Source organism: Paenibacillus sp. Dod16 (assembly GCF_049893405.1).
Taxonomy (GTDB): domain Bacteria; phylum Bacillota; class Bacilli; order Paenibacillales; family Paenibacillaceae; genus Paenibacillus_AQ.
Genome location: NZ_JBNDYG010000019.1, coordinates 30602 through 56003, shown reverse-complemented (window position 1 = coordinate 56003; position 25402 = coordinate 30602). Strand labels below are relative to the sequence as shown.

Annotated in this window: 21 protein-coding genes and 3 riboswitches; of the genes, 9 read left to right on the top strand and 12 right to left on the bottom strand. The window is 50.7% G+C overall.

What is annotated here, in order from left to right; genetic code table 11:
* Positions 1 to 114: 114 nt before the first annotated feature.
* From ACPV3A_RS15795 to ACPV3A_RS15775, 5 genes are all read right to left on the bottom strand, one after another.
* Positions 115 to 1398: a histidine--tRNA ligase gene (locus ACPV3A_RS15795; RefSeq protein WP_426200206.1), complete on the bottom strand. Its 1284-nt coding sequence runs from the start codon at positions 1396 to 1398 to the stop codon at positions 115 to 117.
* 257 nt (positions 1399 to 1655) lie between these two features.
* Entirely contained in the window at positions 1656 to 3725 is a 2070-nt protein-coding gene (locus ACPV3A_RS15790; RefSeq protein WP_426200205.1) for a catalase, read from the bottom strand.
* 260 nt (positions 3726 to 3985) lie between these two features.
* Positions 3986 to 4846 carry an RNA polymerase sigma-70 factor gene (locus ACPV3A_RS15785; protein ID WP_426200204.1) on the bottom strand — a complete coding sequence of 287 codons (861 nt, stop codon included), beginning with the start codon at positions 4844 to 4846 and terminating at the stop codon, positions 3986 to 3988.
* A 39-nt stretch (positions 4847 to 4885) separates the two neighbouring features.
* Positions 4886 to 6070, bottom strand: coding sequence for an NAD(P)/FAD-dependent oxidoreductase (locus tag ACPV3A_RS15780; RefSeq protein ID WP_220684889.1), 1185 nt, complete (start codon positions 6068 to 6070; stop codon positions 4886 to 4888).
* Between the two features lie 164 nt (positions 6071 to 6234).
* On the bottom strand, positions 6235 to 7695 hold the full coding sequence (locus ACPV3A_RS15775; protein ID WP_426200203.1) for a PLP-dependent aminotransferase family protein: 1461 nt from the start codon (positions 7693 to 7695) through the stop codon (positions 6235 to 6237).
* Between the two features lie 99 nt (positions 7696 to 7794).
* Here ACPV3A_RS15775 and ACPV3A_RS15770 point away from each other — a divergent pair, with 99 nt between their 5' ends.
* Positions 7795 to 8709, top strand: a complete 915-nt coding sequence (locus ACPV3A_RS15770; protein ID WP_426200202.1) for a DMT family transporter — start codon at positions 7795 to 7797, stop codon at positions 8707 to 8709.
* 117 nt (positions 8710 to 8826) lie between these two features.
* On the opposite strand, the gene gcvH is transcribed toward ACPV3A_RS15770, so the two are convergent.
* On the bottom strand, positions 8827 to 9216 hold the full coding sequence (gene gcvH / locus ACPV3A_RS15765; protein ID WP_071218519.1) for a glycine cleavage system protein GcvH: 390 nt from the start codon (positions 9214 to 9216) through the stop codon (positions 8827 to 8829).
* A 174-nt stretch (positions 9217 to 9390) separates the two neighbouring features.
* Positions 9391 to 9512, bottom strand: a riboswitch (glycine riboswitch).
* A 188-nt stretch (positions 9513 to 9700) separates the two neighbouring features.
* Positions 9701 to 9802: riboswitch (glycine riboswitch) on the top strand.
* 3 nt (positions 9803 to 9805) lie between these two features.
* Positions 9806 to 9911, top strand: a riboswitch (glycine riboswitch).
* Positions 9912 to 10021: 110 nt separating this feature from the next.
* Here gcvH and gcvT point away from each other — a divergent pair.
* From gcvT to ACPV3A_RS15745, 4 genes are all read left to right on the top strand, one after another.
* Positions 10022 to 11134: a glycine cleavage system aminomethyltransferase GcvT gene (gcvT, locus tag ACPV3A_RS15760; RefSeq protein WP_426200201.1), complete on the top strand. Its 1113-nt coding sequence runs from the start codon at positions 10022 to 10024 to the stop codon at positions 11132 to 11134.
* Positions 11131 to 12480 (top strand): aminomethyl-transferring glycine dehydrogenase subunit GcvPA, encoded by a 1350-nt coding sequence (gcvPA, locus tag ACPV3A_RS15755; RefSeq protein ID WP_194543184.1) that lies wholly within the window; start codon positions 11131 to 11133, stop codon positions 12478 to 12480. Before gcvT ends, gcvPA begins: the two co-directional genes overlap by 4 nt.
* On the top strand, positions 12477 to 13934 hold the full coding sequence (gcvPB, locus tag ACPV3A_RS15750; RefSeq protein WP_426200200.1) for an aminomethyl-transferring glycine dehydrogenase subunit GcvPB: 1458 nt from the start codon (positions 12477 to 12479) through the stop codon (positions 13932 to 13934). Before gcvPA ends, gcvPB begins: the two co-directional genes overlap by 4 nt.
* Before the next feature lie 289 nt (positions 13935 to 14223).
* Positions 14224 to 15006, top strand: coding sequence for an arylamine N-acetyltransferase family protein (locus ACPV3A_RS15745; RefSeq protein ID WP_426200199.1), 783 nt, complete (start codon positions 14224 to 14226; stop codon positions 15004 to 15006).
* 42 nt (positions 15007 to 15048) lie between these two features.
* Here the strand turns inward: ACPV3A_RS15745 and ACPV3A_RS15740 are convergent, their stop codons facing one another.
* Positions 15049 to 15528: a nucleoside deaminase gene (locus tag ACPV3A_RS15740; RefSeq protein ID WP_194543187.1), complete on the bottom strand. Its 480-nt coding sequence runs from the start codon at positions 15526 to 15528 to the stop codon at positions 15049 to 15051.
* 225 nt (positions 15529 to 15753) lie between these two features.
* Here ACPV3A_RS15740 and ACPV3A_RS15735 point away from each other — a divergent pair, with 225 nt between their 5' ends.
* The 3 genes from ACPV3A_RS15735 to ACPV3A_RS15725 all read left to right on the top strand — a co-directional run bounded on the left by ACPV3A_RS15735 (position 15754) and on the right by ACPV3A_RS15725 (position 18463).
* On the top strand, positions 15754 to 16095 hold the full coding sequence (locus tag ACPV3A_RS15735; RefSeq protein WP_426200198.1) for a hypothetical protein: 342 nt from the start codon (positions 15754 to 15756) through the stop codon (positions 16093 to 16095).
* A 63-nt stretch (positions 16096 to 16158) separates the two neighbouring features.
* Entirely contained in the window at positions 16159 to 17865 is a 1707-nt protein-coding gene (locus ACPV3A_RS15730) for an ABC transporter ATP-binding protein (protein WP_071218525.1), read from the top strand.
* A 250-nt stretch (positions 17866 to 18115) separates the two neighbouring features.
* Complete coding sequence (locus ACPV3A_RS15725) at positions 18116 to 18463, top strand: hypothetical protein (RefSeq protein ID WP_113056665.1); 348 nt, start codon at positions 18116 to 18118, stop codon at positions 18461 to 18463.
* Between the two features lie 83 nt (positions 18464 to 18546).
* On the opposite strand, the gene ACPV3A_RS15720 is transcribed toward ACPV3A_RS15725, so the two are convergent.
* On the bottom strand, positions 18547 to 19200 hold the full coding sequence (locus tag ACPV3A_RS15720; RefSeq protein WP_194543188.1) for a response regulator: 654 nt from the start codon (positions 19198 to 19200) through the stop codon (positions 18547 to 18549).
* Positions 19197 to 20024, bottom strand: a complete 828-nt coding sequence (locus tag ACPV3A_RS15715) for a sensor histidine kinase (RefSeq protein WP_071218528.1) — start codon at positions 20022 to 20024, stop codon at positions 19197 to 19199. The genes ACPV3A_RS15720 and ACPV3A_RS15715 overlap by 4 nt, the downstream gene beginning before the upstream one ends.
* A gap of 240 nt (positions 20025 to 20264) precedes the next feature.
* On the opposite strand from ACPV3A_RS15715, the gene ACPV3A_RS15710 reads away from it, so the two are divergent.
* Entirely contained in the window at positions 20265 to 21110 is an 846-nt protein-coding gene (locus ACPV3A_RS15710; RefSeq protein ID WP_426200197.1) for a chemotaxis protein, read from the top strand.
* 45 nt (positions 21111 to 21155) lie between these two features.
* Here ACPV3A_RS15710 and ACPV3A_RS15705 read toward each other — a convergent pair whose 3' ends face one another.
* From ACPV3A_RS15705 to ACPV3A_RS15695, 3 genes are all read right to left on the bottom strand, one after another.
* Positions 21156 to 21632: a GNAT family N-acetyltransferase gene (locus tag ACPV3A_RS15705; RefSeq protein ID WP_339217928.1), complete on the bottom strand. Its 477-nt coding sequence runs from the start codon at positions 21630 to 21632 to the stop codon at positions 21156 to 21158.
* A 73-nt stretch (positions 21633 to 21705) separates the two neighbouring features.
* Positions 21706 to 23568 carry an ABC transporter ATP-binding protein gene (locus tag ACPV3A_RS15700; protein ID WP_426200196.1) on the bottom strand — a complete coding sequence of 621 codons (1863 nt, stop codon included), beginning with the start codon at positions 23566 to 23568 and terminating at the stop codon, positions 21706 to 21708.
* A complete protein-coding gene (locus tag ACPV3A_RS15695) occupies positions 23565 to 25352 on the bottom strand; it encodes an ABC transporter ATP-binding protein (protein ID WP_426200195.1) in 1788 nt (595 codons plus the stop codon). Before ACPV3A_RS15695 ends, ACPV3A_RS15700 begins: the two co-directional genes overlap by 4 nt.
* Positions 25353 to 25402: the final 50 nt, after the last annotated feature.

The window sequence follows — 25402 nt, the reverse complement described above, 5'->3', positions numbered from 1 at the left end:
GTAGAAAACCATTATATTCGAAAAAGAACAAAGGCATTCCATATGTCGGCCTACACAAGTTGTTAGTCATGAGTTTACACGCCATGATGGATAAGCGCTGCTTCCTTCATGTCATCATTCACAGGATTGAATGATAAGCTCAACCGCCTTCTGCAGTGTCAATGCAAGCTCCTTGCCCTCGGTCATATTCTTCAATCGAACCATGCCCGCCGCCGCTTCATCTTCGCCGATTAGGATGGCATATGGAATACCCTCAGCTGAAACAGAAGCTAATGTTTTCTTTAATTTGCGGCGGTTGTCCGCCAATCGCGTATGAATCCCGCGATTCCGGAGTGCCGCTGCAGCCGTCAATCCTTCGGGTATGGTTTCTCCTATAGGGATAACCACAACGAGCGGCTTGTTTGTTTCAATCGGACGGTTTCGGATCATCTCCATGATGGATTCCATGCCGAACGAAAGACCCACCGTAGGATAAACAATGTCCTCGCGTCCAACGAGCTGCCCGATAATCGCGTCATACCTGCCGCCTCCACCCAAGCTTGAACGAAAGCCCTGAGATGCGTCAAAGATTTCGTAAACGGTTCCTGTGTAGAAGGACAATCCTCGGGAAAGAAACGGATCAAATACGCAGATGTTTTGCAGCCCGACGCGCTGCAGCATATTTTGCAGGATCTGGACTTCTCGTGCTCCGCGCTCGTTGTCCAGGTTGTATGTGCTTGTTATTTGCGTTAATGTCGGCTCCTTGAGATCAACAAAATCAAGAATTTGACGACAAATCTCCGATGCGAGCACCTTACCCGCAAGCTCTTGTCGAACCCCCTCCTTACCCATCTTGTCGAGCTTATCCAGCGTCAGCATGACGGTTGGTTTCATCTCTTCCGGTACGCCCAAAGCTCCAAGAATTTCACCAAGGAAGCTTCGGTTGTTCCACCGGAGCATGATCGGGATTTCAAGTCTCCGAAACACTTCGGCTGCAAGCTGCATCAGCTCAACCTCCGCTTCCGGTCCCGAGATTCCCACCACATCAACGTCGCACTGCAGAAACTCCCGCAATCTTCCCCGTTTGACGGGACCATCGCGGAATACCTTCCCCATCTCATAACGTTTGAAGGGCTGGCTGATGGCGGGATTCAGCGCGATTACCTTGGCGAATGGAATCGTCAAGTCGTACCGGAGGCCCAGACGTCGCGTTCCCTGATCTGTCAGCTGGTACATTTCCTTCAGAATTTCTTCCCCTCCTGCGTATTTGGAAGACAATAACTCGGATTCATTCAGAATGGTTGTCTCCATTTCAGCATAGTCATAACATTCAAACACTTCACGCAGCGTCGATTGCACCTTTCTTCGGATAGCCTGTTCTTGGCCAAAATAATCATACGTTCCTTTTACGTTCTGCATCGTAATCATCCTTTCGTTCTAAATGAAAATAAAAAACGCGCCGGACCTCATGGTCCCGCGCGCTGAATATGCGGCAGGGAGGCCAACGCGAACAGCGTTAGCCCACCCTGTAGAATGACAGGCGTGCTAACGCTGCTTGTGATGATGAAGTTGATTGAATTTGATGTTGATCATGGTATAATCCCCTTCACTGTTTAGCCAAATGATTAAGGGGAATTATAGCTCAATCGTTTTATATATTCAAGGGCAATCCATTCTTAGATCGTACGCGACCAATGGCGATGTGCCGCGATGGCATGAATGAAGGCCTCGCCGAAAGGCTTCAAATCCTCATTCTCTTGCGCAACCACCACCCCTTCACCACTGGATGATGGAAGCAAATTTGCCCCTTCGGCTATGGCTGCGATCGGCTTGAAATGCTGATACGCTTCCTTGACAAAATCCAGCACCTTCGGCTCCACCAGGAGCTCCGATACGCTTAACGCACCGCCTGCGACAAGCACCGCATCGAACAAGACGGAATCCGCCCCAAGCAGCGAATGGTTCACTTCCAGTTCCGCGCCGGCTTTGCCTCGAATGACGCCGAGCTTTGCGCTAACCACTTCGGTGATGACGCCCGCTTGCTGCAGCTGCGTAAGCACAAACGGGAGTTCATCCGTGAATCCGTTGCCTGCCAGCACCGCCACTTTACGGGTTAACGGGAGCTTCACGGTATTCATCATGCTCAGTGCCGGAGAAGACTCGCTGGAAGCGGAGAAGCTGGTTTGCGGTGGCATGGTTCCGATGCCCTCCGAAATCCGGGTGGCAAGTTCGCTATCGACGTTCGCGAACAGGTCAACGACTTGCTGGCGAATTTCCTTTCGCTGTACTTTACCCAGCTCGAACTGGAATGCGGATACGATATGCTGCTTCTCGACCTCGGACATGCTGTTCCAGAACAGGGCCGCTTGGCTGAAATGATCCTTAAAGCTGTCACTGCGTGCCTGCACCTTACGCCCTTCCACCTTCTCGGTGTAATGCTCATAACCCCCGCGCTCCGCTGGAACCGGCTTCGGCGTGTTACCGGCAATACCGTTCTTATGATAGCTGACAGGGCCCTTATTGATGGTCATACGATGCATCCCGTCACGCTGATTGTTATGAACCGGTGCGATTGGACGGTTGATCGGAATTTCGTGGAAATTGGGTCCGCCGAGCCGTGAAAGCTGGGTGTCTGTATAGGAGAATAAGCGGCCTTGCAGTAGCGGGTCATTAGTAAAATCGATTCCCGGTACGACATGTCCCGGATGGAAAGCAATCTGTTCCGTCTCCGCAAAGAAATTATCTGTATTGCGATTGAGTGTCATTTTGCCAATGATTCTGACGGGAATGAGCTCTTCGGGCCAAATCTTGGTCGGATCAAGGATATCAAAACCAAAATTGAATTCCTCATCCTCCCGAATCATTTGAACGCCAAACTCAAATTCCGGATAATTTCCTGATTCGATCGCATCCCACAGATCACGCCGGTTAAAGTCGGGATCCTTGCCTGCCAGCTTCTGCGTTTCATCCCATACGAGGGAATGCGTGCCGAGCACAGGCTTCCAGTGAAACTTCACGAAATGCGCTTGTCCTTCTTCATTCACGAAACGGAAGGTATGGACGCCGAAGCCCTCCATCATTCGAAAGCTTCGCGGAAGCGAGCGGTCGGACATCGCCCACATGATCATGTGCGCGCTTTCCGAATTGTTCGCCACAAAATCCCAGAACGTATCATGGGCGGATTGCGCTTGCGGAATCTCGTTATGCGGCTCAGGCTTGACTGCATGAACGAAATCGGGAAACTTCATCGCATCCTGTATGAAAAAGACCGGCATATTGTTGCCCACCAGATCATAATTCCCTTCTTCCGTATAAAACTTGGTTGCGAAGCCGCGTACGTCCCTGACGGTGTCGGCTGATCCCCTGGAGCCAGCCACCGTGGAGAATCGGACAAACACCGGCGTGACGACGGAAGGGTCCTGCAGAAATTTGGCTTTTGTATAATCTTTCATGGATTCATATAGCTGAAAATAGCCATGAGCCCCAAAACCGCGGGCATGCACGATCCGTTCCGGAATCCGCTCATGGTCGAAATGCGTCATCTTCTCTCTGAAATGGAAATCCTCCATTAAGGTTGGACCGCGCTCGCCCGCTTTAAGCGAATGTTCATCTCCAGCGACTTTAAGTCCATGATTGGTTGTCAAGTCTTTACCGTCATTGTCTACCGTAAATTGTTCCAGCTGTTGGTCCTTGCTTGTCTTGCCCCGGCTGTTGTTAGCATTCGAATGGGTGTTGGATTTGTCCATTTGTCGGAACCTCCTGGTATGTAGGTAGTAGATGCGTGTCTGACGTAAATGCACTTGGTAACAGATCCGCTTGCGAACCCGAAATGTATTTACCCTGCATACTGGAATACGAATCCAGAATCAAACTTCCTTCATGAAAAGCTCATCTAACCGTCCGATTAGGTTTCGCGCCTGCACCTCCGGTTTCCAGCAAAAAAAGCAGCCCCTTCCCTAGAGGCGGACTGCTCTGAATGTACTTCGTCGATGTTCCTAGCCTAAACTTAAATCCCCTCAAGTTTATCCGGATTCCTCACAATATAAATATTTTGCAGCAATCCGTTCCGAATATTGACAAAGATAACGCCGGTAACACTTCCTCCCTGGCGGAATATAACAGCGGTTTGATGGTTCAGTTCCTTTACCTCGATCTCCGGCGCTACTCCATCCTCCAGCTGCGCTTGGTGAAGAATGCCGATGAGGAAACGGGCAACCCGCTCCTTGCTCTCGACCGGTCTCGCAGCTGCGATCACTTTACCGCCGCCATCGGACAACAATACAGCATCATCCGCTAGCAGGGATAGGACATGTTCGGCATCTCCTTCGGATAGGGCCGTGAAGAACCGGCTCACCCATTCCTCTGCCATGGACCCCACGCCAATCAGATCGTCCTCCGTGATCCCCATCTTACCTCTCGCCCTGCTCATAAGCTTGCGGCAGTTCGCCTCGGTTTTATCGATCAGTCCGGCGATTTCCGGATAATCGAATCCAAGCGCTTCCCGCAGAACAAACACGGCCCGCTCCGAAGGAGACAGCCGCTCCAGCAGAACCAGCATGGCATAGGAGAGCAGTTCATGATTTTCGACGGCTTCATAGGACTCGCTATAGGCTTCCGGGATCGGTTCCGGAAGCCAGGGCCCGTAGTACTGCTCTCTTCGATTTCGAGCTGACTTGATTTCGTCGATGCAGCGATTCGTCACCATTTTGCACAGATAAGCTTTTGGCTCCTCCAGCTTCTCCGGGGGAAGACTGTGAACTTTCACGAACACATCCTGTACCGCGTCCTCTGCGTCCGACACCGTTCCGGTCATTTGATAAGCAAGATGAAACAGGAGCCCCTTATACTGCTCATACAGCTCTAACATTCCGTTTCTTCATTCCTTTCAAGCAGGATTGCTGCTAATTTATCGAACCATGCTGGAATAATTCCACATGAACGATTTGACCTTGTAAGCCAGCTTTCCTGTGATCATAATATCCATTCCCCAGGTACGCGACCAGACTAACCCATGTCCTGGCCCCAGACCGACCGTATAACCCTCCGGTACACTCTTATGCTTGGCTGCAGGCGCATCGATCAAATCCGCATGCACAATGCCGCCAAGTCGCGTCGCTTGGGGGATCGCTTCCTTGCATGTCATCCGGTCGGCAGCACCGTTAGCGGGATCAACCACATGCGCGCAATCGCCGATGCCATATACTCCCGGGGCATCTTTGACACGATAGCTTTCATCTACAACGATTTGACCGTCCATCGTAACCGGCAGTCCGAGGCTGAGGAGCGCGGGGTTAGGAGTGAGGCCAAGCGTCCATACCGTTAGGCCCACAGGGATCGGAGATCCATCGTTGACATGAACCAGCCCCAGCTCCTCTTTGATCACTCTTCTTCCATGATGAAGGACTACGCCAAGATCGGTTAGATATCGTTCAAGCCGATGCGCCACCTTCGCAGGTCCTTCCAGGAACAACCGTTCCTGAGAATTGAATAGGTGCACACGGATTAACTTCGGATCTAAACCAAGCTTGACCGCCTCTGTCCGCATGGCGTGGACCATCTCGGCTGACGTTTCGATGCCCGTTATGCCGGCACCAGCGACGGCTGCACTCATCAGCCGCTGCTTCTCCTGCGCATTCGTTTCCTTTACTGCCAACTTAAGGTTTGCGTGCCACCGTTCCCGGATCCGCTCCGCCGCTTCCAAGCCTGTCAGCGATATTCCGCCTTGTTCCGGTGCTGCCTGCCGCACGATGCTTCCTATGGCCACCACAAGGACATCATATTCCAGCTTATGTTCCAGACCTGTGCTGTCTTCCAAAGTCAGCTGCTTGCTCTCCTTATCCATGCCGATCACCCTGCCCTGTATGAAACGGGTACCTTCCGGCATGACCTGTTCCCAAGGAACGGTAATCCCCTCTTCACTCACTGCAGGACGGAACAGCAGCACTTTCCGCACATGGGCGGAACCCATATCGATCAGGATCAGGCGCAGCTTCCTTCCGCCTATTCCTTTATGACAAGCTTTATGAATCGCTTTTAGAGCATGTATACCTGCAAAGCCTCCACCAACGACAATACATGTTAGATCCTTCATGAGACAACCCATCTCCTTTTGTTTTATGCGATTTTGCATATAACACGAGAAAAGGGCAGTTTTTGTGACATTCAATCAGACCGTTTTTTTAAAATATTCCGTATTTATCGGCAGACATGATCTCTACATGACTTCGAGAAGAAATTCATTACTCACGTAATTGTTCATGCCAACGAGCCATGCTTCACCTGCTCCGAAATCTCGACGAGACGACGAATTCCCTCTTCCAGCTGAACTTCGCTGATATAGGAGTAGCTGAGTCTGATCCACGAATCCATCTGATCCAGCGGGTCGCATATACGCCCCGGCACAAAAGCTACGGATTCCGCCAGGCATTGCCGCAACAACGCATCCACGTTGATGTTTTCCGGCAGCTGTATCCATAGATTCAAGCCGCCGCCGGGGCTGTTCCATCGCCATTCTGTAGGCTCAAGCAGCTTCTCCATCTTATCCTTACGAAGCTCCAGGGCAATCCGCAGCTTGGCCACATGCTCCTGAAGTCTGCTCGAGAAGAAATAGTACTGGAAAATCTTTTGCGTCAGCAGCGGCGTCCCGTTGTCCGACAGCGCCTTGGTCGGCAGGATGACATTCATCAGCTCCGGACGTGCCGCCAGCACCGATATCCGCAAGCCAGGGGCCACATATTTGCTGAAGCTTCGAATGTGAATGACATAGCCCTCGGTATCATAATAAAAAAAGGGCAGCGGCGGCGGATCTCCAAAATAAATGTCGTGATAGACCTCATCCTCCACCAGAATGCATTGATATCGTTCCGCCAGTTCAACCAGCGCCTTGCGCTGCGTAATCGGCACCGTGTAGCCTGTCGGATTCTGAAAGGTCGGGTTCATATAGAACAGCTTCGGCTTCTCCGTCCGCATAAGACATTCAATCTGCTCCAGGTCATATCCTTCCGGCATAATCTCAATGGGAAGCAGCTTGACATTTTGCTGCACAAAAACATCGATCGCCGGACTATACGTCGGCCGCTCAATCAACACCGAATCTCCGCTTTTGACAAGCGAACGCGAGATCAGGTCGATCGCTTGCTGGGATCCCGTCGTAATGAGCAGCTCATCCGGATGGACCGATATGCCTTGTTTGTCCATAAAGTACCGGGCCATCTCCTCGCGCAGCTCCAAATCTCCGGACACGGAAGAATACGTGCTTAATACCTTCGGATACATGTCAAACACTTGTTTCACGTGATTGGACAGGAACGCGTTCGGCAGCAGCGCAGGATCAATCAGCGCTTCCGACATCTGGTAATCGACCTGATGTCTGTGAATGTCGGACAAGCGGCTGCGATTGACATATATCGATTTCGCCTGATATTCCCAAGACCGGCTGGATGTATAGAGTTCCGGCAATGTCGCAGGCGCCTTAGCCGCTACGAAATATCCTGATTTATATTTCACTTCCACGATCCCGTCTTCAAGCAGCCGCTGATAAGCCTTCAGCACCGTTAACCGGTGAACGTTCAAACGCTCGGCCATCGCTCTCACGGACGGGATTCTTTCAGTCTCCTTCCACTCTCCCTGAGCAATTCCTTCTCGAATGGTGTCATAGACCGACTGCTGCAATGTCCGCTTACCTTGATGTTTGTCGTCCAGCGTTGATAGTTCCATCTGTTTTTCCCCCGATCCGATATAGAACATATCTGTTCTACCAACCACCAATCTGTTCTATTAACTACCTATTATAGTATAGAAAAAGGAGGATGCTACATGATTATTTTTAACTACTTGCTTATGTGCGCCATATTCAGCACGACCTTTCTCGCCATCAAGATTGGCGTTGAAGCAGGACTGCCGCCGTTTCTCTCGGCGGGACTCCGGTTTCTTCTCGCGGGCGCCATCATCTTCCTGTGGATGGTATTGCAGCGGAAGGCAAAACCAAGCCTTCTCCTGCGCAAGGAATTCCTTCTAATCGGGATGACCAGTACATTCTTGACGTTTGCAACGCTATATTGGGCCGAGCAGCACGTGTCCTCAGGGATCGCTGCCATCCTATCGGCAACAGGCCCCATGATGATTCTGATGATTCAATCGGTTGTAATGCGAAAGAATGCCCGGCGCAGTGATTATTGGGGGTGCGGGGTCGGTTTTGCGGGAGTATGTTTGCTTATCATGCCCGAGATAGCAATGGGGAGCGACCTCATCTGGATTCTGAGCTGCATCGCCATTCTTATAGGCGAAATCGGTTATAGCGTGGGCTCCCTCGCTACCCGAAAATTATCCTTTGACATGCCGGATATCTCGCCAATTATTATCAATGCGGTGCAGATGATGTATGGCGGCGCTGCCCTATTGCTGTTATCCCTGTTCAGTGAACAGGTACAATGGAATGGTATTCTAACGCTGCCAGCCCTCGGTTCTGTCTTGTATTTAACGATAGTCGGCTCGATGCTGGGGCATAGTCTGTATGCTTGGCTGCTAAAAGCAACAAATGCCTTTTTTCCGTCTACCTGGCTCTTTGTTTCTCCGATCATCGCGTTAGGATTAGGCGCATTTCTGTACGGCGAAGCGATTTCTCTTTATTCCATCGTTGGCAGCTTGCTCATCATCGGCGGAATACTGATCTTGAATCTGCCTGAGCTTCGAGCACACCGGATCGCGCGCCGTGTGGCTTCAAGCACTTGATATCGAACCCTTCAAGGTTCCAAGGATTAGCACCATCATTTAAAACGGCTGCCACTCGTAAACCTCATTACGAGTAGCAGCCGTTATGTTTCATTATGCAATGTTATGATTCAATCCTTAATCCACTTTTGCACGATATGCCTCTGCAGTCAGCAGCTTTCCGAGTGCTTCCTCCAGGTCACCTTCCACCTCAACCTCAATGATCCAACCGCCTTCGTACGGCTCTTCGTTCACAAGCTCCGGCTGGTCTTCCAGAGAAGCATTCACTTTCGTGATGGTACCTGAAACAGGGGAATACAGTTCCGATACGGTTTTGACCGACTCAATGGTACCGATGCTGTCACCTGCGGCAACGACAGCGCCGGTCTCGGGGAGTTCAACGAATACGATATCGCCCAGCTGACATTGCGCATGATCGGAAATACCGACGCGCACCACATTACCATCTACCTTCAATGCCCATTCATGATCGTCGCTGTAGACCAAATTCTCTCTGATTTCGCTCATTTACGGATACTCCTCTTTTCTTAAAGAAATGAAATTAAGGTAAATAAATGAAAAAAAAGGACGCGAAAAAAGGCATTTGCCTTCTCTCTGTCCTCGGTACCTGAGAGTTTATGATCGACCGCTTCTTATGGTCCGATCTTTCCCCTTGGGTGGCTTGCGCACTCTCCAGAGCTGCGTCAGATGGCGGTTCGTTTACCTGAGAGATTACTCGTCAGCCTGGCGGGCGTAACGGTTTGCTCCTTCGGTGCCGCCAAGGTTTCACCCTTCGCGAGGCGGTCTCTCCCATCCATCGTCATCCGCATATTCGGTTGGCTTATTCTCCCACAGAATAAAACAGGGACGAAGTGATGTCAAGATATCTGACAAAAATTTTAAGATTGAAAATATTTTAGTGAAATAAAGGTTGACACTTTATGGCGAGACACGTTTATAATAATCACAAGAACGCAAGGAAGATGATGACAACTCAATAATTTTCACGCGGATGATGGTAGCGGGAGAGATTACCGACAGGATTGACAGGTAGCGCCGAAGGAGTAAGCCGTAACACGGTGAATCTCTCAGGCAAAAGGACCTTTACCGGACGCACCTCTGGAGAGAATTCTGAATGTAGAATCACCCACGGGGAAACTCACACACGCTTGACATTATACTTACATGACATGTGGGGTAACTCTCAGGTACAAAGGACAGAGTAGAAGGATTACGCAACGAGCGGGCTTTTTTCAGCACGACTTGTTATCCTTCTGTCTGTCCTTTTTTGGTGTTTCCCCGATTGATCATGCCAWTTCGAAGAGGTGAAGAGATGAGTTCATTACAACGTACACCGCTTTACCCGCTTTATTCCGATTTTCCTTCTGCCCGCTGCATCGACTTTGGCGGCTGGGAACTGCCCGTGCAATTTTCAGGCATTGTGCAAGAGCATGAAGCCGTACGCAAGCACGCCGGCCTGTTCGACGTCTCCCATATGGGTGAATTTATCGTCACCGGACAAGACGCTGAAGCATTTATCCAGAAGATGACCACGAATGACGTAACCCGCATATCGATGGGTCAGGCCCAATACACGTTGATGTGTTACGACAACGGCGGTACGGTAGATGACCTGCTTGTGTATAAACTGTCGGCTGACCGATTTATGCTGGTTGTTAACGCATCCAACATCGACAAAGACCTCCAGTGGCTTCAAGACCATCTTGCAGGTGATGTCACCATCCGTAATGTGTCCGCTGAGACGGCTCTGATTGCACTTCAGGGACCTGCGGCCGTGAACATCATGTCACAGGCCGCGACTGAGGTCTTAGACGAACTCCCCTCCTTCCATTTTATCCAGAACGCACAGGTTTGCGGCTGCTCCGCCCTACTGTCCCGTACCGGTTATACCGGAGAAGACGGCTTTGAAATTTATTGCTCCGCTGAGGATGCTCCCGCAATTTGGAGAGAGCTCTTAACCGCCGGAGAACCACATGGCCTTGTTCCAACCGGACTGGGCGCACGTGATACACTCCGTTTCGAAGCGAAACTGCCATTGTACGGCCAAGAGCTTTCGAGCACGATCTCTCCGCTTGAAGCCAGTCTCGGGTTCTTTGTGAAGCTGGACAGCGGCGATTTCATCGGTCGGGAAGCGCTTCAACAGCAGAAGCAAGACGGTGTGCCGCGTAAGCTGGTCGGCATTGAACTCATCGATCGCGGTATCCCGCGCTCCCACTATCCCGTATACAACCATGAAGGAGAACCCATCGGTGAAGTGACCAGCGGTACCCAATCCCCTTCACTCAAGCGAAATCTCGGATTGGCCTTGATCGAAACGCCATATACGAGCCTCGATACCGAGGTATGGGTTGAGATCCGCGGTAAGAAGTTAAAAGCCAAAGTAGTAAAGACACCATTCTACAAAAGAGGAGCTGCCTTAACATGAAGCATCGTTACTTGCCTATGACGGATCAGGATCAAGCCGATATGCTTGCTGCGGTCGGCGCGGAAACGATCGAAGATCTGTTTGCCGATATCCCCCAAGCGGTCCGTTACAACGGCGTCCTCCCCATGTCAAAACGGCTGGGTGAGCCTGAACTTCTGAAGCATATGCGCGACCTATCGGACCGAAATGCCGATTTTGACCGTTATACAAGCTTTCTCGGGGCCGGTTTGTACGACCACCATATTCCGGTTGTGCTCAATCATGTGATTTCCCGCTCTGAATTCTACACGGCGTATACGCCATACCAACCGGAGATCAGCCAAGGCGAGCTGCAAGCGATTTTTGAATTTCAATCCTATATCTGTGAATTGACCGGCATGAAAGTGGCCAATGCCAGCATGTATGACGGTTCCACGGCGCTTGCTGAGGCTGCGGCTCTCGCCAGCGGTGCAACCAAACGGAAGAAAATCGTCATATCGCGTGCCGTCCATCCCGAAGCCCGGGAAATCGTTTTGACTTCGGCTCGCGGCCTCGATCTGGAAGTCGTGGAAGTCGGCATCGTCAATGGTGCTACCGACCAGGATGCGCTCGCCGCTGCCATAACGGAAGATACCGCCGCCGTCCTTCTGCAATCACCGAACTTCTTCGGCTGCATTGAAGACGTGAAATCGATCGAACCGCTGGTTCATGAGAAAAAAGCATTGCTTGTCCTGAGCGTAAACCCGCTGTCCCTCGGTTTACTGGAATCGCCTGGCGTGCTTGGAGCCGACATCGTTGTCGGCGATGCCCAGCCGCTCGGCATTCCAGCTTCTCTTGGCGGACCGACGTGCGGATTCTTCGCGGTATCCGAGCCGCTGATGCGCCGCATTCCCGGACGTATTGTGGGTCAAACCGTCGATCAGGACGGCAAACGCGGTTTTGTACTGACGCTGCAGGCACGTGAACAACATATTCGCCGCGAAAAAGCAACGTCGAACATCTGCTCGAACCAGGCGCTGCTCGCGCTGTGTGCATCCGTTTATATGTCCACCCTAGGTAAAGCAGGCATGCAAGAGGCAGCGCTTCTGAATGTGCGCAAATCCCATTATGCTGCCGACCGTGTCGCCAAAGGCTCCCTCTCCCTTCCATTCAGCTCGCCGTTCTTCAATGAGTTTGTGGTAAAGCTGCCTGAAGGAACGAACGTGAAGGAGATCAACTCGAAGCTTCTGCGTGCAGGTTACATCGGAGGTTATGATCTTGGCGCTGCGTACCCTGAGCTTCGAGGATGTATGCTGATCGCTGTGACCGAACGGCGGACGAAGGAAGAAATCGACCAATTTATTGGTGAATTGGAGGCGATCGTATGAAACCGGAAAAAGCATTGATATTCGAACTCAGCAAGCCCGGCCGTGTCGCCTATTCCCTTCCCGAATGCGACGTACCGGAGATCGACGCCGCATCATTAATACCAGAGGGCCTGCTGCGCAGCAAACCGGCCGAACTGCCGGAAGTATATGAAGTGGATGTCATTCGTCACTATACGGAGCTGTCGCGGCGTAATTTCGGCATCGATAACGGCTTCTACCCGCTCGGCTCATGCACGATGAAATACAACCCGAAGATCAATGAGGACGTTGCCCGTTTTGCCGGCTTTGCCAAGATTCATCCGTACCAGCCAGAAGAAAGCATTCAAGGCGCTCTCGAGCTGCTTTACACCCTGCAGAATGATCTGGCGGCACTTACCGGGATGGATCAAGTAACGCTGCAGCCCGCTGCGGGTGCGCATGGGGAGTGGACGGGACTCATGCTGATCCGTGCTTACCATGAAAGCCGCGGCGAGAAACGAACCAAGGTCATTGTTCCTGACTCCTCGCACGGCACCAACCCAGCCAGCGCAACGGTTGCCGGTTACGACACGATCACGATTAAATCCAATGATCGCGGCATGGTTGATCTGGAGGCTCTGCGCGCCGTCGTTGGTGATGATACGGCCGCACTGATGCTGACGAACCCGAGCACGCTCGGACTATTTGAAGAGCAAATCGTGGAAATCGCCGAAATCGTGCACGAGGCAGGCGGTCTTCTCTACTATGATGGAGCCAATTCCAACGCCATCATGGGCATCACCCGCCCAGGCGACATGGGCTTCGACGTGGTCCATCTCAACCTACACAAAACGATGAGCACGCCGCATGGCGGCGGTGGCCCCGGTGCAGGTCCTGTCGGCGTAAAGAGTTTGTTGATCCCGTTCCTGCCAAAACCGATCGTGTCCAAACGCGAGGACGGCACCTATTATTGGGATTACGATCGTCCGCAATCCATCGGCCGCGTGAAGGCGTTCTATGGCAACTTTGGCATCCTGGTCCGGGCCTACACGTATATTCGCACCTATGGACCGGAAGGACTTCGCCGTGTCTCGGAGCTTGCAGTGCTGAATGCCAACTATATGATGCACCGTCTGTCTCCATATTACGAAGTTGCCTACCCGGGCCTGTGCAAGCACGAATTCGTGCTATCCGGCAAAAAACTAAAAGAGTTTGGCGTGCGGACCCTGGATGTTGCCAAGCGGCTGCTTGATTTTGGCTATCATCCACCAACCATCTACTTCCCGCTCAACGTAGAGGAATGCATTATGATAGAGCCGACCGAGACGGAGAGTAAAGAAACACTGGACAGTTTCATTGACACGATGATCCAGATTGCCAAAGAAGCCGAAACCACGCCAGAGGTTGTCGTAGGCGCCCCTTATACCACGGTCGTGAAACGACTTGACGAAACGACGGCGGCACGTAAACCGGTTCTGAACTGCACCTGTGGTTAATATTGAATTGATCTATATTCCGTAAGAAAGGGTGTCCCTCGCCGTAGGATCGGTGATAAGGGACACCCTCTTTTTATGCACTCAAGTACCAGAACGGGGGAAAGTAACCTTGCTGTGTTCCCCTAGACGGGCTATAGCTGCCCGAAGCGCCGCGCTATCCATTGGCATAGTCCCTCTTCCGCCTTCTTCTTGTTCTCTATTAGAAAATCCGAATATATGATATAAAGTATATAATTAGATACGGCTTACTTCTACCAAGCTGACAAAAGACGAAAGATGCGGTGATCAAATGAGTAACCCGATACATGGCCTGGATGTAAACCCATATCTTGAGCGTATTGGATACACGGGCCCGATTGTAAACAGCGCTTATATGCTCGCCAGATTGCAGGAACAGCATGTGCATACCGTACCCTATGAAAATCTCGATATCCTTGATCGAATTCCACTGTCCCTGGATATCCCCGATCTTTACGATAAAATCGTAACTCGGCATCGCGGCGGCTATTGCTTCGAGCTCAATGCGTTGTTTGGCTGGCTGCTGCAGAAACTGGGATTCAAGGTCACTCATTACTTCGGACGCTTCTGGCGGGATGAAACCGATACGCCTGCTAAACGTCGGCATCATATTCTGCAGGTGGATATTGAAGAACAACGATATATTGCCGATGTCGGCGTCGGAGGAGCCGGACCTCGCCATCCTCTGGAATTGGTGGATGGCCTTGTGCAGACCCAGGGGAACGAGACCTATCGGCTCGTCCAAACTGAAGCGTATGGCTGGATGCTCGAAGAGTGGAAAAAAGAAGCCTGGGATCCCGTCTTCTCCTTTACGGAAGAACCTAACCTGCCGAGAGATTTCATCACCACTTCATTCTGGTGCGAGTATGCCCCCGATTCGCCTTTTAACAAAACGGCTCGCGTATCCATTCGTACGGCAGAAGGCAGAAACACCGTGGATGATGACGAATTCAGAATTTACAAAGCCGGCGGCGTCCACACCTTTAAACCGGGCAATGCACGGGAATATACCGAAGCACTCTATACATATTTCGGCATTCCTATCCATAAATAAGAATAAACCGGGCTTTCCCATGCAGGGAGCCCGGTTTTATTGTTAATATTCGACTTTGCGCTCGGCTGCGCTCCACGCTTGAAATGGCAGCAAATAATCCGCTGTTTGAACCTGCTTCATAGGGATGGAGCGCTGGTCCATCGGCATCGCGATTTCATCGTATATGAAATGATCGTCGAATCCGATCTCAGCCGCATCCTTCTTCGTGCTTGCATAATAAACGGCATCAGGTCTGGACCAGTAGATGGCCCCCAGACACATCGGACAAGGCTCGCAGCTGGTATAAATCGTACAGCCTTTTAATTGGAAATCCTCCAGGTGTTGACATGCTTCCCTTATGGCTTGCACCTCGGCATGAGCCGTCGGGTCGTTCAGCGCGGTAACCAGATTACGGCCCCTGCCGATCACTTGACCATCCTTCACCACAATCGCTCCAAAAGGACCACCCTCCACATGTTGAACGTTTCGATGGGCCTCTGCAATCGCTTGACGCATCCAGTACTCATGATTATGTTCGCTCATTGTGTACAGCTCCCTTCCCATGTTCATCCTGATCCCGGTGCTGTTATCCATCCATGCCAATCACCTGGGACAGCTAATTATCATCATAGCATACCTTCCTTTAATCTCCTCCATTTTTCCAGTTGAATGGAGAAAAATGGATTGACGAAGTGTATACAAACGTATACAATCACTTTAATAGTATACAAATGTATACGTGATTATTGATAAGGAGGTTGATGTTATATGCACCAAGAGGATCAGGATACATCTGGTCAAAAACGGGCGGAGCCTCGCGAGCGTGATAGCAGCCACCGGCACGGCGGGCGGCACGGAAGACGGCGAGAGGAAGGCTACGGCAGGGAAGGCGGTAAGATGGCGCAGACGTTCCGCCGGGGGCGCGCGCTTTCCTTTTTGGACAATTTGATTGTGAAACGGGAGACTTTGAAAAAACAAGTGAATGACCCGGACTTTGAAGCCATCAGAGAAGTGGTCAGCGGAGAGCTGAAAGCGGTAGACCAGATCATTCAGGAGTACATTCAGGCTTTTGAGCTGTATGACACGAAACCATCGCAAGACACCCCATAATGGCTGTCCGCTAATCTTAAACCAATAACCCTAACAGAGGTAGAACTTGGAGTGTGATAATTCTTGATCAGAAAGTTTTTTTCGTACTATAGGCCCTATAAGGGATTGTTTATTTTGGATTTTACGTGCGCCGTTATTGCCGGACTGCTGGAGCTTGTTTTCCCGCTTGCCGTCAGCAAATTCATTGACGATCTGCTGCCCAGCCAGGATTGGCCGCTTATCCTGATTGCCTGCATCGTCCTCCTCTCCATCTATGCGCTGAATACCGCACTGCAATACATCGTGACTTACTGGGGGCATATGCTCGGCATTAATATCGAGACGGATCTGCGGGAGAAAATGTTTTCCCACATCCAGAAGTTATCCTTCCGTTTCTTTGATAACAACAAAACCGGCCATCTCATGGGACGCATCACAAATGATCTTAATGACGTCGGAGAAGTAGCCCACCATGGACCGGAAGACGTGTTCATCGCCGTTATGACACTGCTCGGTTCCTTCTCCTTAATGGCTTACATCAACTTAGAGCTAGCGCTTCTGACTTTTATCATCGTGCCGTTTATGGCATGGCTGATCATTAAGTTCGGAGGCAGAATGACCACGACCTATCGTCAACTGTTCCGTAATGTAGGGAATTTCAACGCCCGCATCGAGGACAATGTCGGGGGTATCCGTGTGGTTCAATCGTTTGCGAACGAAGAGCATGAGAATAAACTGTTTCAGGAAGAGAACAAGCAATTCCGGGCGACCAAACTGCTGGCTTATAAAACGATGGCAAAAAGCATGTCCATCAGCTATATGCTGATGCGTCTGATCACGGTATTCGTCATGATCTGCGGTGCCTGGTTCTTCATCCAAGGCAAAATTGAGATGGGTGAATTCATGGCCTTCCTTCTGCTCTCCAATATCTTCTTCCGTCCGATCGAGAAGATCAATGCCGTTATTGAGAGCTATCCCAAAGGGATTGCCGGCTTTAAACGTTACCTGGAAATCATGGATACCGAGCCGGAGATCGCCGATGTGCCTGATGCCGTATCCCTTTCATCTGTACGGGGAGATATCCGCTTTGAAGGCGTTACCTTCGGATACGAACCATCGCGGACGATACTGAATAACATCCATCTGACGATCCGTGCCGGAGAAACGGTTGCGTTTGTAGGACCGTCCGGTGCGGGAAAGACCACCATCTGCAGCCTACTCCCCCGTTTCTATGACGTGGATCAGGGGACGATTACGGTGGATGGGATCGACATCCGGAATATCAAATTGCAAAATCTTCGCAAGCATATCGGCATCGTGCAGCAGGATGTGTTCCTCTTCTCCGGTACGATCCGTGACAATATCGCTTATGGCGACTTACATGCCACGGACCAGCAAATCTGGGAAGCTGCACGGCGTGCTTCGCTCGATGAACTGATCCGAAGCCTGCCGGACGGTATGGAAACAGTGATTGGGGAACGCGGCGTCAAGTTGTCCGGCGGTCAGAAGCAGCGCTTGTCCATTGCGAGAATGTTCCTTAAGAACCCGCCGATTCTTATACTGGACGAAGCCACCTCGGCACTCGACACGGAAACGGAAGCGCAAATCCAGAAGTCCCTGGCTGAGCTGTCCGTCGGCAGAACAACGCTGGTGATCGCTCACCGGCTCACCACCATTCAGAGCGCGGACCGGATTATCGTTGTCAATTCCGAAGGCATTGCCGAACAGGGGACGCATCAGGAATTGATTCATTCCGGCGGCGTGTACAGCAGGCTTCACCAAGTTCATTAATGATCCTATGATCCGTTGTTTTACATGAATACTGAACTGATCGTCTTGAAATCCCTCAAATATATAAAGGATGCCTCCGCTTAGAAGCGGGGGCATCCTTTTTTTCGAGACTATTTATGAATTGAATCATTAGACAAGCTGCCAAGATATCACGCAACAGAATTTTCGCCTCATTGCCCTTGGATAAAAAAGTTGTCGCATGGAAACATTAATGGGGTACTACAAAGACATCAATTTCAGGAGGCCCTTTATGTTTTATATCTACAGTGTCGGTCTACTCTTCGGCGGACTGTCGATGATCAACCTTGTCTTCTCGTACCAAACCAAGCATATCCAGCACCTGTTCTGGCCTACGCTGCAGTTTCAGTTATTCATGCTTCCTCTGTTCCTCATCGCCAACATGTGCATCGGATACGGAATCCGTTATGGATATAAAGCCACCGATCAGTTAGGCTATACGTTGATTTTCTCCAAATGCCTGGAAATCCTGATTTCGTTAGGGGTGGCATACTTGTTCCTGAAGGAAGTCCCTACATGGAAAAATTGGGCCGGCATCGGTATCATTGCGCTGGGCATATTCCTTGTTAAACAGAAATGAGCGTATCTAGTGCACGGATGCTTTTTTCGCCTGATCCCCATCTCTGCCAACATCCTTTCGGACGTCAGATCCCCGTTGTTAAGTTATCTCTTCCCCATCCAACCTTGTTCGTAGGCGTAACGAGTCAGCTGGACCCGATTATCCAAATGCAGCTTTTGCAAAATGTTCTTCAGATGGTTCTTGACCGTATTCTCTGATATGCACAAGTCAACCGAAATATCGCGGTTGGACAACCCCTCGGCTACGAGCCCCAATATTTCTTTTTCCCGTGCCGTTAATGGACTATTGCTTGGATCCGGCTTGTCATGCTGCGAAAATTCCTTCAATATACGGAAAGCAAGCTCCCTGCTCATCGGCGCTTCGTCTACGGCAATTGCCTTGAGGTACTCGTGCCATGATTCGGGATTCAGATTCTTTAGCAGATAGCCTTGCGCTCCACGTTTCAGGGCGTCAAACAAGTGAGCAATGTCGTCGGACACCGTGACCATGACAATCTTAACGTAAGGAAATTTGTCCTTCACTCGCTTGGTCGCTTCCAATCCGTCCATCCCAGGCATCTGAATATCCATGAGAATAATATCAGGCATCCATATTTCGGTCAGTTCCAGCGCTTCCTCGCCGCTTTGTCCTTCGGCCACGACTTCAAAGGTCGGGTCACCGCTTAGAATGGTGCGAATTCCTTCTCTGGCAAGATCGCTGTCATCGATGATTAACACGCGAAACGGCTGCTCGTTCATGCGGTATTCTCCTTCCGAATGCTGATGATCGTCTTGTTGTTGCGTCTTTCCACCATGAACTTCCAGCCCATGGCCTCAGCCCGATCCTTCATGATTTTGATTCCATACCGGTTGCTGCCGAGCGGCTTGTCCAACTCAAACCCTTTGCCATCATCGCTGACGGAGCAATGCCAGCTTGAGTCCGCCGCTGTCGCCGTTATTATGACGTGCTTCGCTTCGGCATGCTTATGGATATTCAATAAGGCTTCCCTGATCGAAGCCAGCAGCTCCACCTTTTCTTTGGCAGATAGCATCTCATCCGGAATTTCCCACTGCACGTCGAAATGCAGATTCGTCTCCTCCTTAATTTCCTTAATCAAGCTGTCCATGCTATGCATCCACGGAATAGCTTGCGGATCTGCCGGATATCGGAGATTAGCGATAGCTTCTCGTACATAGGCATTGGTTCGGTGGACACTTTCCTTAATATCCTGATATGGAATTTCTCCGGTTAGCCCCGATTTCTCAATTCGGTCAATCTGTGCGTTCAGCAAGAACAAAGATTGGGCGATTCCGTCATGGAGCTCTCGGCCAATCTTCTCCCTTTCATGCATGGCCGCTTGCAGTGCTCTGGATTGGTTCAGTTCCTCCTGGTTCCGTTCAATCAATGAGAACAACTGGGTAAGAAACAGAATGGAAACCAAGAACACGATTACAGGCGCAAGTAGATTGCCAAGATCCATCGATATATAAGGCAGCAGAAACTCATGCCGAACATACTCCCATATGCCAATCGTCAAAGTGGGAATGATCAGAATCAACCATTTCATTTGTTTATAGGACATACCCTGCCTCCTATTTCATTTCAAAACATAAATGCACCCGTCGCTTTATCTATCATATAGCAACTGGCTATCCCTTCATTGTAATCAAGATTGACCATAAACGGAATGACTCTAAAGAGCTACTGACCTTACCAGTTTCACCCGTACTGAAATAACCTATTTACAATTCGAGTACAAATCGCGTATAAAGAGTAAAAGATATCCATTCATTCCATTTCCGATGAAGGGAGCTGCAGTTAGATGAAGCAAAAAATTGCAGTGATCATTGTACACGGATTGGGAACACAAAAGAAAGACTATGCGGATAAATTTATGAAAAAATTGAGAGGAACCTTCTCTCAAACATCTGGCATTCCGCATGAGCAACTGGCCATGGAGGCCGTGCATTGGGCCGATGTATTCGCAGGACGCGAGTCCGAATTAATCAGCAGCAGCATTAAACCTTACCGTTTACGTTATCAGCACCTTCGGCAGTACGTGATCCACAATCTGGCGGATGCCGTAGCTTACCAACCCGTGGAAGCCGAGGATCAGAATTATGAGGCCATTCATCGGACCATCAGTGAAGCGCTGCACCGACTTGCCCTCGCAGCGGGCCCCCAGGCTCCATTATGCGTGATTTCTCATAGCCTGGGATCCGTAATCGCAAGCAATTTCTTCTATGATCTGCAATTCTCCTCCCGCGGGCATCGTCTTGTCGTTGACCCGGAAGCTCCGTTGGAGCGGGGAGAGCTCCTGACCTTATTCTATACGCTGGGAACCACCTTGCCGCTGTGGAGCATGCGGTACCGCGATTTTGATAGGCCGATCGAAGTCCCTTCCATAAAGCTGAAGCACTATCATGATCTGCTGCTGGGAGAATGGGTTAATTTCTATGATAAAGACGATATCCTTGCTTACCCTCTCAAAGGCATAAATGAAGAATATGACCGCACGGTTCGTAACGATATATCCGTTAATGTGGGAAACTGGCTAACAAGCTGGAATCCCCTGTCACACAGCGGTTATTTCTACAGCAAACCGATCCTGGAGTATATTGCTTCAAGTTTGGAAGCTACCTGGCGGAGTGTCAACCAACCAAGTTAAATAAAGTTATGCCGCAAAGACCAGACGTCTTTGCGGCATTGTTCATCATAGGGTTATATTCATCACCCATTGTTCTCCGATCGGCCCCATTCTTCTCCTGCCCGTATCTTGGAAACCAACCCGTTCATAAAGCTGTTGGGCCGGAACATTCTTATGGTTTACGGCCAATACCACCTCATTGCAGGTAGGAAACTGACTCCGAATGAAGGATGACAGCGCAAGCATCCCTCTCCTGGCATATCCCTTACGCTGCTGCCGATGGTCAATGGATAAGGTGGTTAGCAGCATCGCATGAGGATTGCTTGTGTACTCTTTGACGCGTTCCGTCGCGTGCAGGATAAAGAAGCCAACCGGATGACCATCCGCTAAAATAACGATAGGATGCTGACCCTCAACTGCGTTAAGTGCTTCTTTCGGATGAGCGGTAAATTGGACTTGCTCATCCGGAAGCTCGAATTCTTTCAAGATGGGCAGGTGTTCAGCCGAACGGAAATCCAGCTGAATATGTTCTGCTTTTTGCATGGGTACATCTCCTCTGTATATGGTGAAATGGATACATAACTTACTCTATCCACTGCAATCCTAATCAACTTGATTATCCTGTTTCTTCGCCATACCACAGCTGTCGGAAGCTATCGCTTGAAGCCAGCAGCTGTTCCGCCGTGCCTTCGGCTTCAATCTCTCCTCCGTTCAACACGATAATATGGTCAGCATGGTTAAGCGCGGCTTTTCGATGGGATACCACGAGACAAGTCGCTCCTCCTCGCTCGCTGAACAATCTCTCCCATAACTTGCGCTCCGTCTCAACATCCAATGCACTTGATAAATCGTCAAACACATACAGCTCCGCGTCCCGTACGAGCATCCGTGCAGCTGCAGTCCGCTGAGCTTGACCACCGGACAGCTTGACTCCGCGTGGTCCTACCATCGTCTCCAGGCCATGCTGCAGATGCTTGATATCTTCTTCCATTACAGCAGCATGAAGTGCGCGTTCCAAGCTCCCCGGCTCTTCGATTATGCCTAGCAGGATATTGTTTCGCAGTTTATCGCTGTACAGCCTGGGGATCTGTGCCGTATATGCACTTTGAGGCGGGATGAAGAAATCAGCTGGCTCCGTCACCCTTTCACCGTTCCACCGGATTTCGCCCTTTTCGGCAGGAAGTAAGCCCAGCAATGTGCGAACTAACGTCGTTTTGCCGCTGCCAATCATCCCCGTAACGACAGTAAAAGTACCCCTCTTTAGGGTCAGATTAATATTCGAAATGCCGCGCCCGGTTTCGGGATATCGATACGACAGTCCTTGCGCTTCAAGCAACGAGAGGGGCGGTGCCTTGATAATAGCCGTTTCCATGCCGTCTTCGGCAGCGGAAATAGCGGAAGGATTGAATCTTCCTTGGGTCAACGAATTCATCTGTGCCCTGTGATCAGGATGAGCTTCCTTCTCTTGATTCCGTTTGTTCTTAAACTTACCGATACCGATATAATTGGCAGCCGTAAGCAGCGAAGCAGGTGCCCCTTGAAGCATGGATTTGATGCGCTGAAAGCTGACGCCCATCTGCTTGTAGTAAGTCATGAAGTTGCCTACGTTCGATATAAGCTGTGTGACAAAAGTTAAATAATATACAAAGAGCGACAAGTCCCCAACCGTAAAATCGCCACTTCGCATCTTAAGACTCGCAAGCACAAGGATCAATCCTGTACCGAGATTCACGGAGTTGGTGAACACGGAAGACAAGGTTTCCGTTAACAGTTTATCCTTCACCATGGACTGGCGCCGCTTCTCACTAAGGCTTACAAACCGTTCCACTACGCGTTTCTCAGCCCCTGCGACTTGAATGGCTTGCACATTGGCAAACATTTCGCTAATCGCACCGGTTACCTTTGCTGTCGATTCCCGGCTTGCCGCCCTGTATTTCTGAATCCGTGCGGTCGCAATCTGGGCCGCAGTAACCACCAATATCAAAGGAACGAATACGAGAATCGTCAGCTGCAGATCAATGGATATGAGAATCCAGCTGGCAACGATTACGAATCCGACCAGTCCTAGAGTGTCCACGGACCAGCTTGTCGCTTCTTCGGCCTGATCGACGTCATCCCGGAAATTGCTGATGGCTTCTCCCGGGGAGCAGGGTATTGCCCGTGCTCCAGGCTCTTTCATGACATGGGACAGCATATTTCGGCGAAGCAAGGTGCTGATCCGGAAGCGAAAATGCACGTCTGTCATGAAACCGCCGAAGATCAGCGCAATTCGGGCTAATGCAGCGCCAATGAGCAGCACGGCAATTGCCCAAACACCGTAGGGAAAAGCATATGTACCTTCCAAATGGTCGAAGAAAGCCTTAGTTAACAGTCCGGGAACAAGCGGTGCCATATGGATAAGGGACCACGCGAACAGGTTGATTAGGTACAACCCCGGGCGGTACATAATCAACCGCCAGAAAAAATGCCTTGTTTTCATGCCAGCACTTCCTCCATTCCAACGGCAAGCATGCGGCTAAACCGTGATTGCGGGTTTGAGGCAAGCTCTTCCCGGCGTCCGCTTTCGAGCATTCTACCATTCTCCAGTATGAGAATTCGGTCGGCACGCTGAACCGTAGCCAAGCGGTGGGCAATGATAATACAGGTCTTCTCCTGAAGCAGGCGCGTAATGGCTGCTTCAATCCGGTACTCCGTTAACGGATCGAGGCGGGACGATGCTTCATCAAGGATGACGAGACCCGGATCCGTCAAGAAGACGCGGGCAAACGCCAACAGCTGGGCCTCACCGGCCGACAGGCTTCCGCCGCCTGAGGCAAGGCTCGTACCGAGCCCTTCGGGAAGCGAAGCATACCAGTCTCCAAGCCCAAGCTCCTCTAGCACGGATATAATTTGGCGATCCTCGATGCCTTCATCAAACAAGGTCAGATTATCACGAACTGTCCCTTCCAAAATCTCAATATTCTGCGTAACCATCGCGATCTTGCGCCTCAGTTCATGAAGCTTGCAGTCCCGGATATCCGTTCCTGCCAGCTCGATGCTTCCCTCCTGCGGATCATAGAAACGCAGCAGCAGGCGGGCGATCGTCGTTTTGCCGCTGCCTGTACGCCCGAGCAGCCCCAGAGTCTGGCCCGGCTCGAGCCGCAGCTGCAGATTTTCGAGCGTAGCCTGCCCGCCCTCTTCATAGGAGAAGTTTAGGTTGCGGAATTCCACCGACAACGGGCCTGCCGGAAGCGGAGCTCCGGGCCCGTCTTTGATCTGGGGCTCGGTTGCAAGCAATTCCCGGACTCGCATCAAGCTGGCATCCGCCTTTTGCAGGTCCTCCAATTGGGTGCGGATCTTCTCGATCGGTTTGGCTAGCAGCTCGGTATAATAAAACACTAAATATATGGAGCCGATCGTCAAACCGCCCTGTCCGTTCTTCCACAGTATGGCGCAGACGATAAATGCGGCCGCATTGCCAAGCGCAAACACCAATATCGTTGTGCTCCACATGAGGAAAAATCCGATGAATGCACGTACTCGAACCGGCAGCATGCGTCTTGCCATCTCGTAGAATCGATTCATGACATATCCTGCCGCCCCGTTAGCACGCGTATCTTCAGTGCCTTCGAGGTGTTCGCCAATGAATCCGTAGAAATCCGCATTCAGCTCGCGCCAGCGCTTCCATACCGGTATGGCAAATCGACGGATATGTTGAATGACGTAAATGCTGCCGACAACAAACACGGTCATGACAAATCCAATCCAGAAGTTCTCCCGATACAGGAGAGCCAGAATTCCGATCATAAGGAGCAGATTGCCGAACAGATGGATAATAAAGCTGGAGAAGAAATTGGCAAGCGCATTCACATCGCCATCGACTCGTTCGATTAAAGAGCCCGACGTTTGGGTTTTGTGAAAGCTCATATCCAGCGACAGGCAGTGCTCCGCCAATTCTGCTCGAAGCTTGTTGGTTGTCGTCCAGCCCAGATTCTCGCTATAGTAAGCAGCCGCAATGGAAACGCCTTGTTGGAGCAATGAAAATACGATAAAAAAACCTGCCGCATAATAAAGGGATGTCAGACTTCCCTCTCCTTGAGCCGTATCGATAAAATACCGGATGATCTGCGGATTAATCAGTTGCAGCCCGATTGAAAATAACAGTAGCACGCTCAAAGCTACCAGCAATTTCTTATGCGGGAATACGTATCGGAATAACATTTCCCTATACATGCCAATCCCCGTGGTCCTTCGCTTGCTGTTTAACATGCGATCGCTTTGCATTCGTCTATAATCCCCCCGCTTCAGGTTAACCCTCTTGATAATAATAAGCT

What these genes read in the sequence shown, in the direction of transcription:
- ACPV3A_RS15735 (WP_426200198.1), top strand. Translation starts at nt 15,754, where the DNA reads ATGCACCAAGAGGATCAGGATACATCTGGTCAAAAACGGGCGGAGCCT.
- gcvPB (WP_426200200.1), top strand. Translation starts at nt 12,477, where the DNA reads ATGAAACCGGAAAAAGCATTGATATTCGAACTCAGCAAGCCCGGCCGT.
- ACPV3A_RS15705 (WP_339217928.1), bottom strand. Translation starts at nt 21,632, where the DNA reads ATGCAAAAAGCAGAACATATTCAGCTGGATTTCCGTTCGGCTGAACAC.
- ACPV3A_RS15770 (WP_426200202.1), top strand. Translation starts at nt 7,795, where the DNA reads ATGATTATTTTTAACTACTTGCTTATGTGCGCCATATTCAGCACGACC.
- gcvH (WP_071218519.1), bottom strand. Translation starts at nt 9,216, where the DNA reads ATGAGCGAAATCAGAGAGAATTTGGTCTACAGCGACGATCATGAATGG.
- ACPV3A_RS15790 (WP_426200205.1), bottom strand. Translation starts at nt 3,725, where the DNA reads ATGGACAAATCCAACACCCATTCGAATGCTAACAACAGCCGGGGCAAG.
- ACPV3A_RS15740 (WP_194543187.1), bottom strand. Translation starts at nt 15,528, where the DNA reads ATGAGCGAACATAATCATGAGTACTGGATGCGTCAAGCGATTGCAGAG.
- ACPV3A_RS15785 (WP_426200204.1), bottom strand. Translation starts at nt 4,846, where the DNA reads ATGTTAGAGCTGTATGAGCAGTATAAGGGGCTCCTGTTTCATCTTGCT.
- ACPV3A_RS15700 (WP_426200196.1), bottom strand. Translation starts at nt 23,568, where the DNA reads ATGAAAACAAGGCATTTTTTCTGGCGGTTGATTATGTACCGCCCGGGG.
- ACPV3A_RS15795 (WP_426200206.1), bottom strand. Translation starts at nt 1,398, where the DNA reads ATGCAGAACGTAAAAGGAACGTATGATTATTTTGGCCAAGAACAGGCT.
- ACPV3A_RS15720 (WP_194543188.1), bottom strand. Translation starts at nt 19,200, where the DNA reads ATGAACGAGCAGCCGTTTCGCGTGTTAATCATCGATGACAGCGATCTT.
- gcvT (WP_426200201.1), top strand. Translation starts at nt 10,022, where the DNA reads ATGAGTTCATTACAACGTACACCGCTTTACCCGCTTTATTCCGATTTT.
- ACPV3A_RS15725 (WP_113056665.1), top strand. Translation starts at nt 18,116, where the DNA reads ATGTTTTATATCTACAGTGTCGGTCTACTCTTCGGCGGACTGTCGATG.
- ACPV3A_RS15695 (WP_426200195.1), bottom strand. Translation starts at nt 25,352, where the DNA reads ATGCAAAGCGATCGCATGTTAAACAGCAAGCGAAGGACCACGGGGATT.
- ACPV3A_RS15745 (WP_426200199.1), top strand. Translation starts at nt 14,224, where the DNA reads ATGAGTAACCCGATACATGGCCTGGATGTAAACCCATATCTTGAGCGT.
- ACPV3A_RS15715 (WP_071218528.1), bottom strand. Translation starts at nt 20,024, where the DNA reads ATGTCCTATAAACAAATGAAATGGTTGATTCTGATCATTCCCACTTTG.
- ACPV3A_RS15775 (WP_426200203.1), bottom strand. Translation starts at nt 7,695, where the DNA reads ATGGAACTATCAACGCTGGACGACAAACATCAAGGTAAGCGGACATTG.
- ACPV3A_RS15710 (WP_426200197.1), top strand. Translation starts at nt 20,265, where the DNA reads ATGAAGCAAAAAATTGCAGTGATCATTGTACACGGATTGGGAACACAA.
- gcvPA (WP_194543184.1), top strand. Translation starts at nt 11,131, where the DNA reads ATGAAGCATCGTTACTTGCCTATGACGGATCAGGATCAAGCCGATATG.
- ACPV3A_RS15780 (WP_220684889.1), bottom strand. Translation starts at nt 6,070, where the DNA reads ATGAAGGATCTAACATGTATTGTCGTTGGTGGAGGCTTTGCAGGTATA.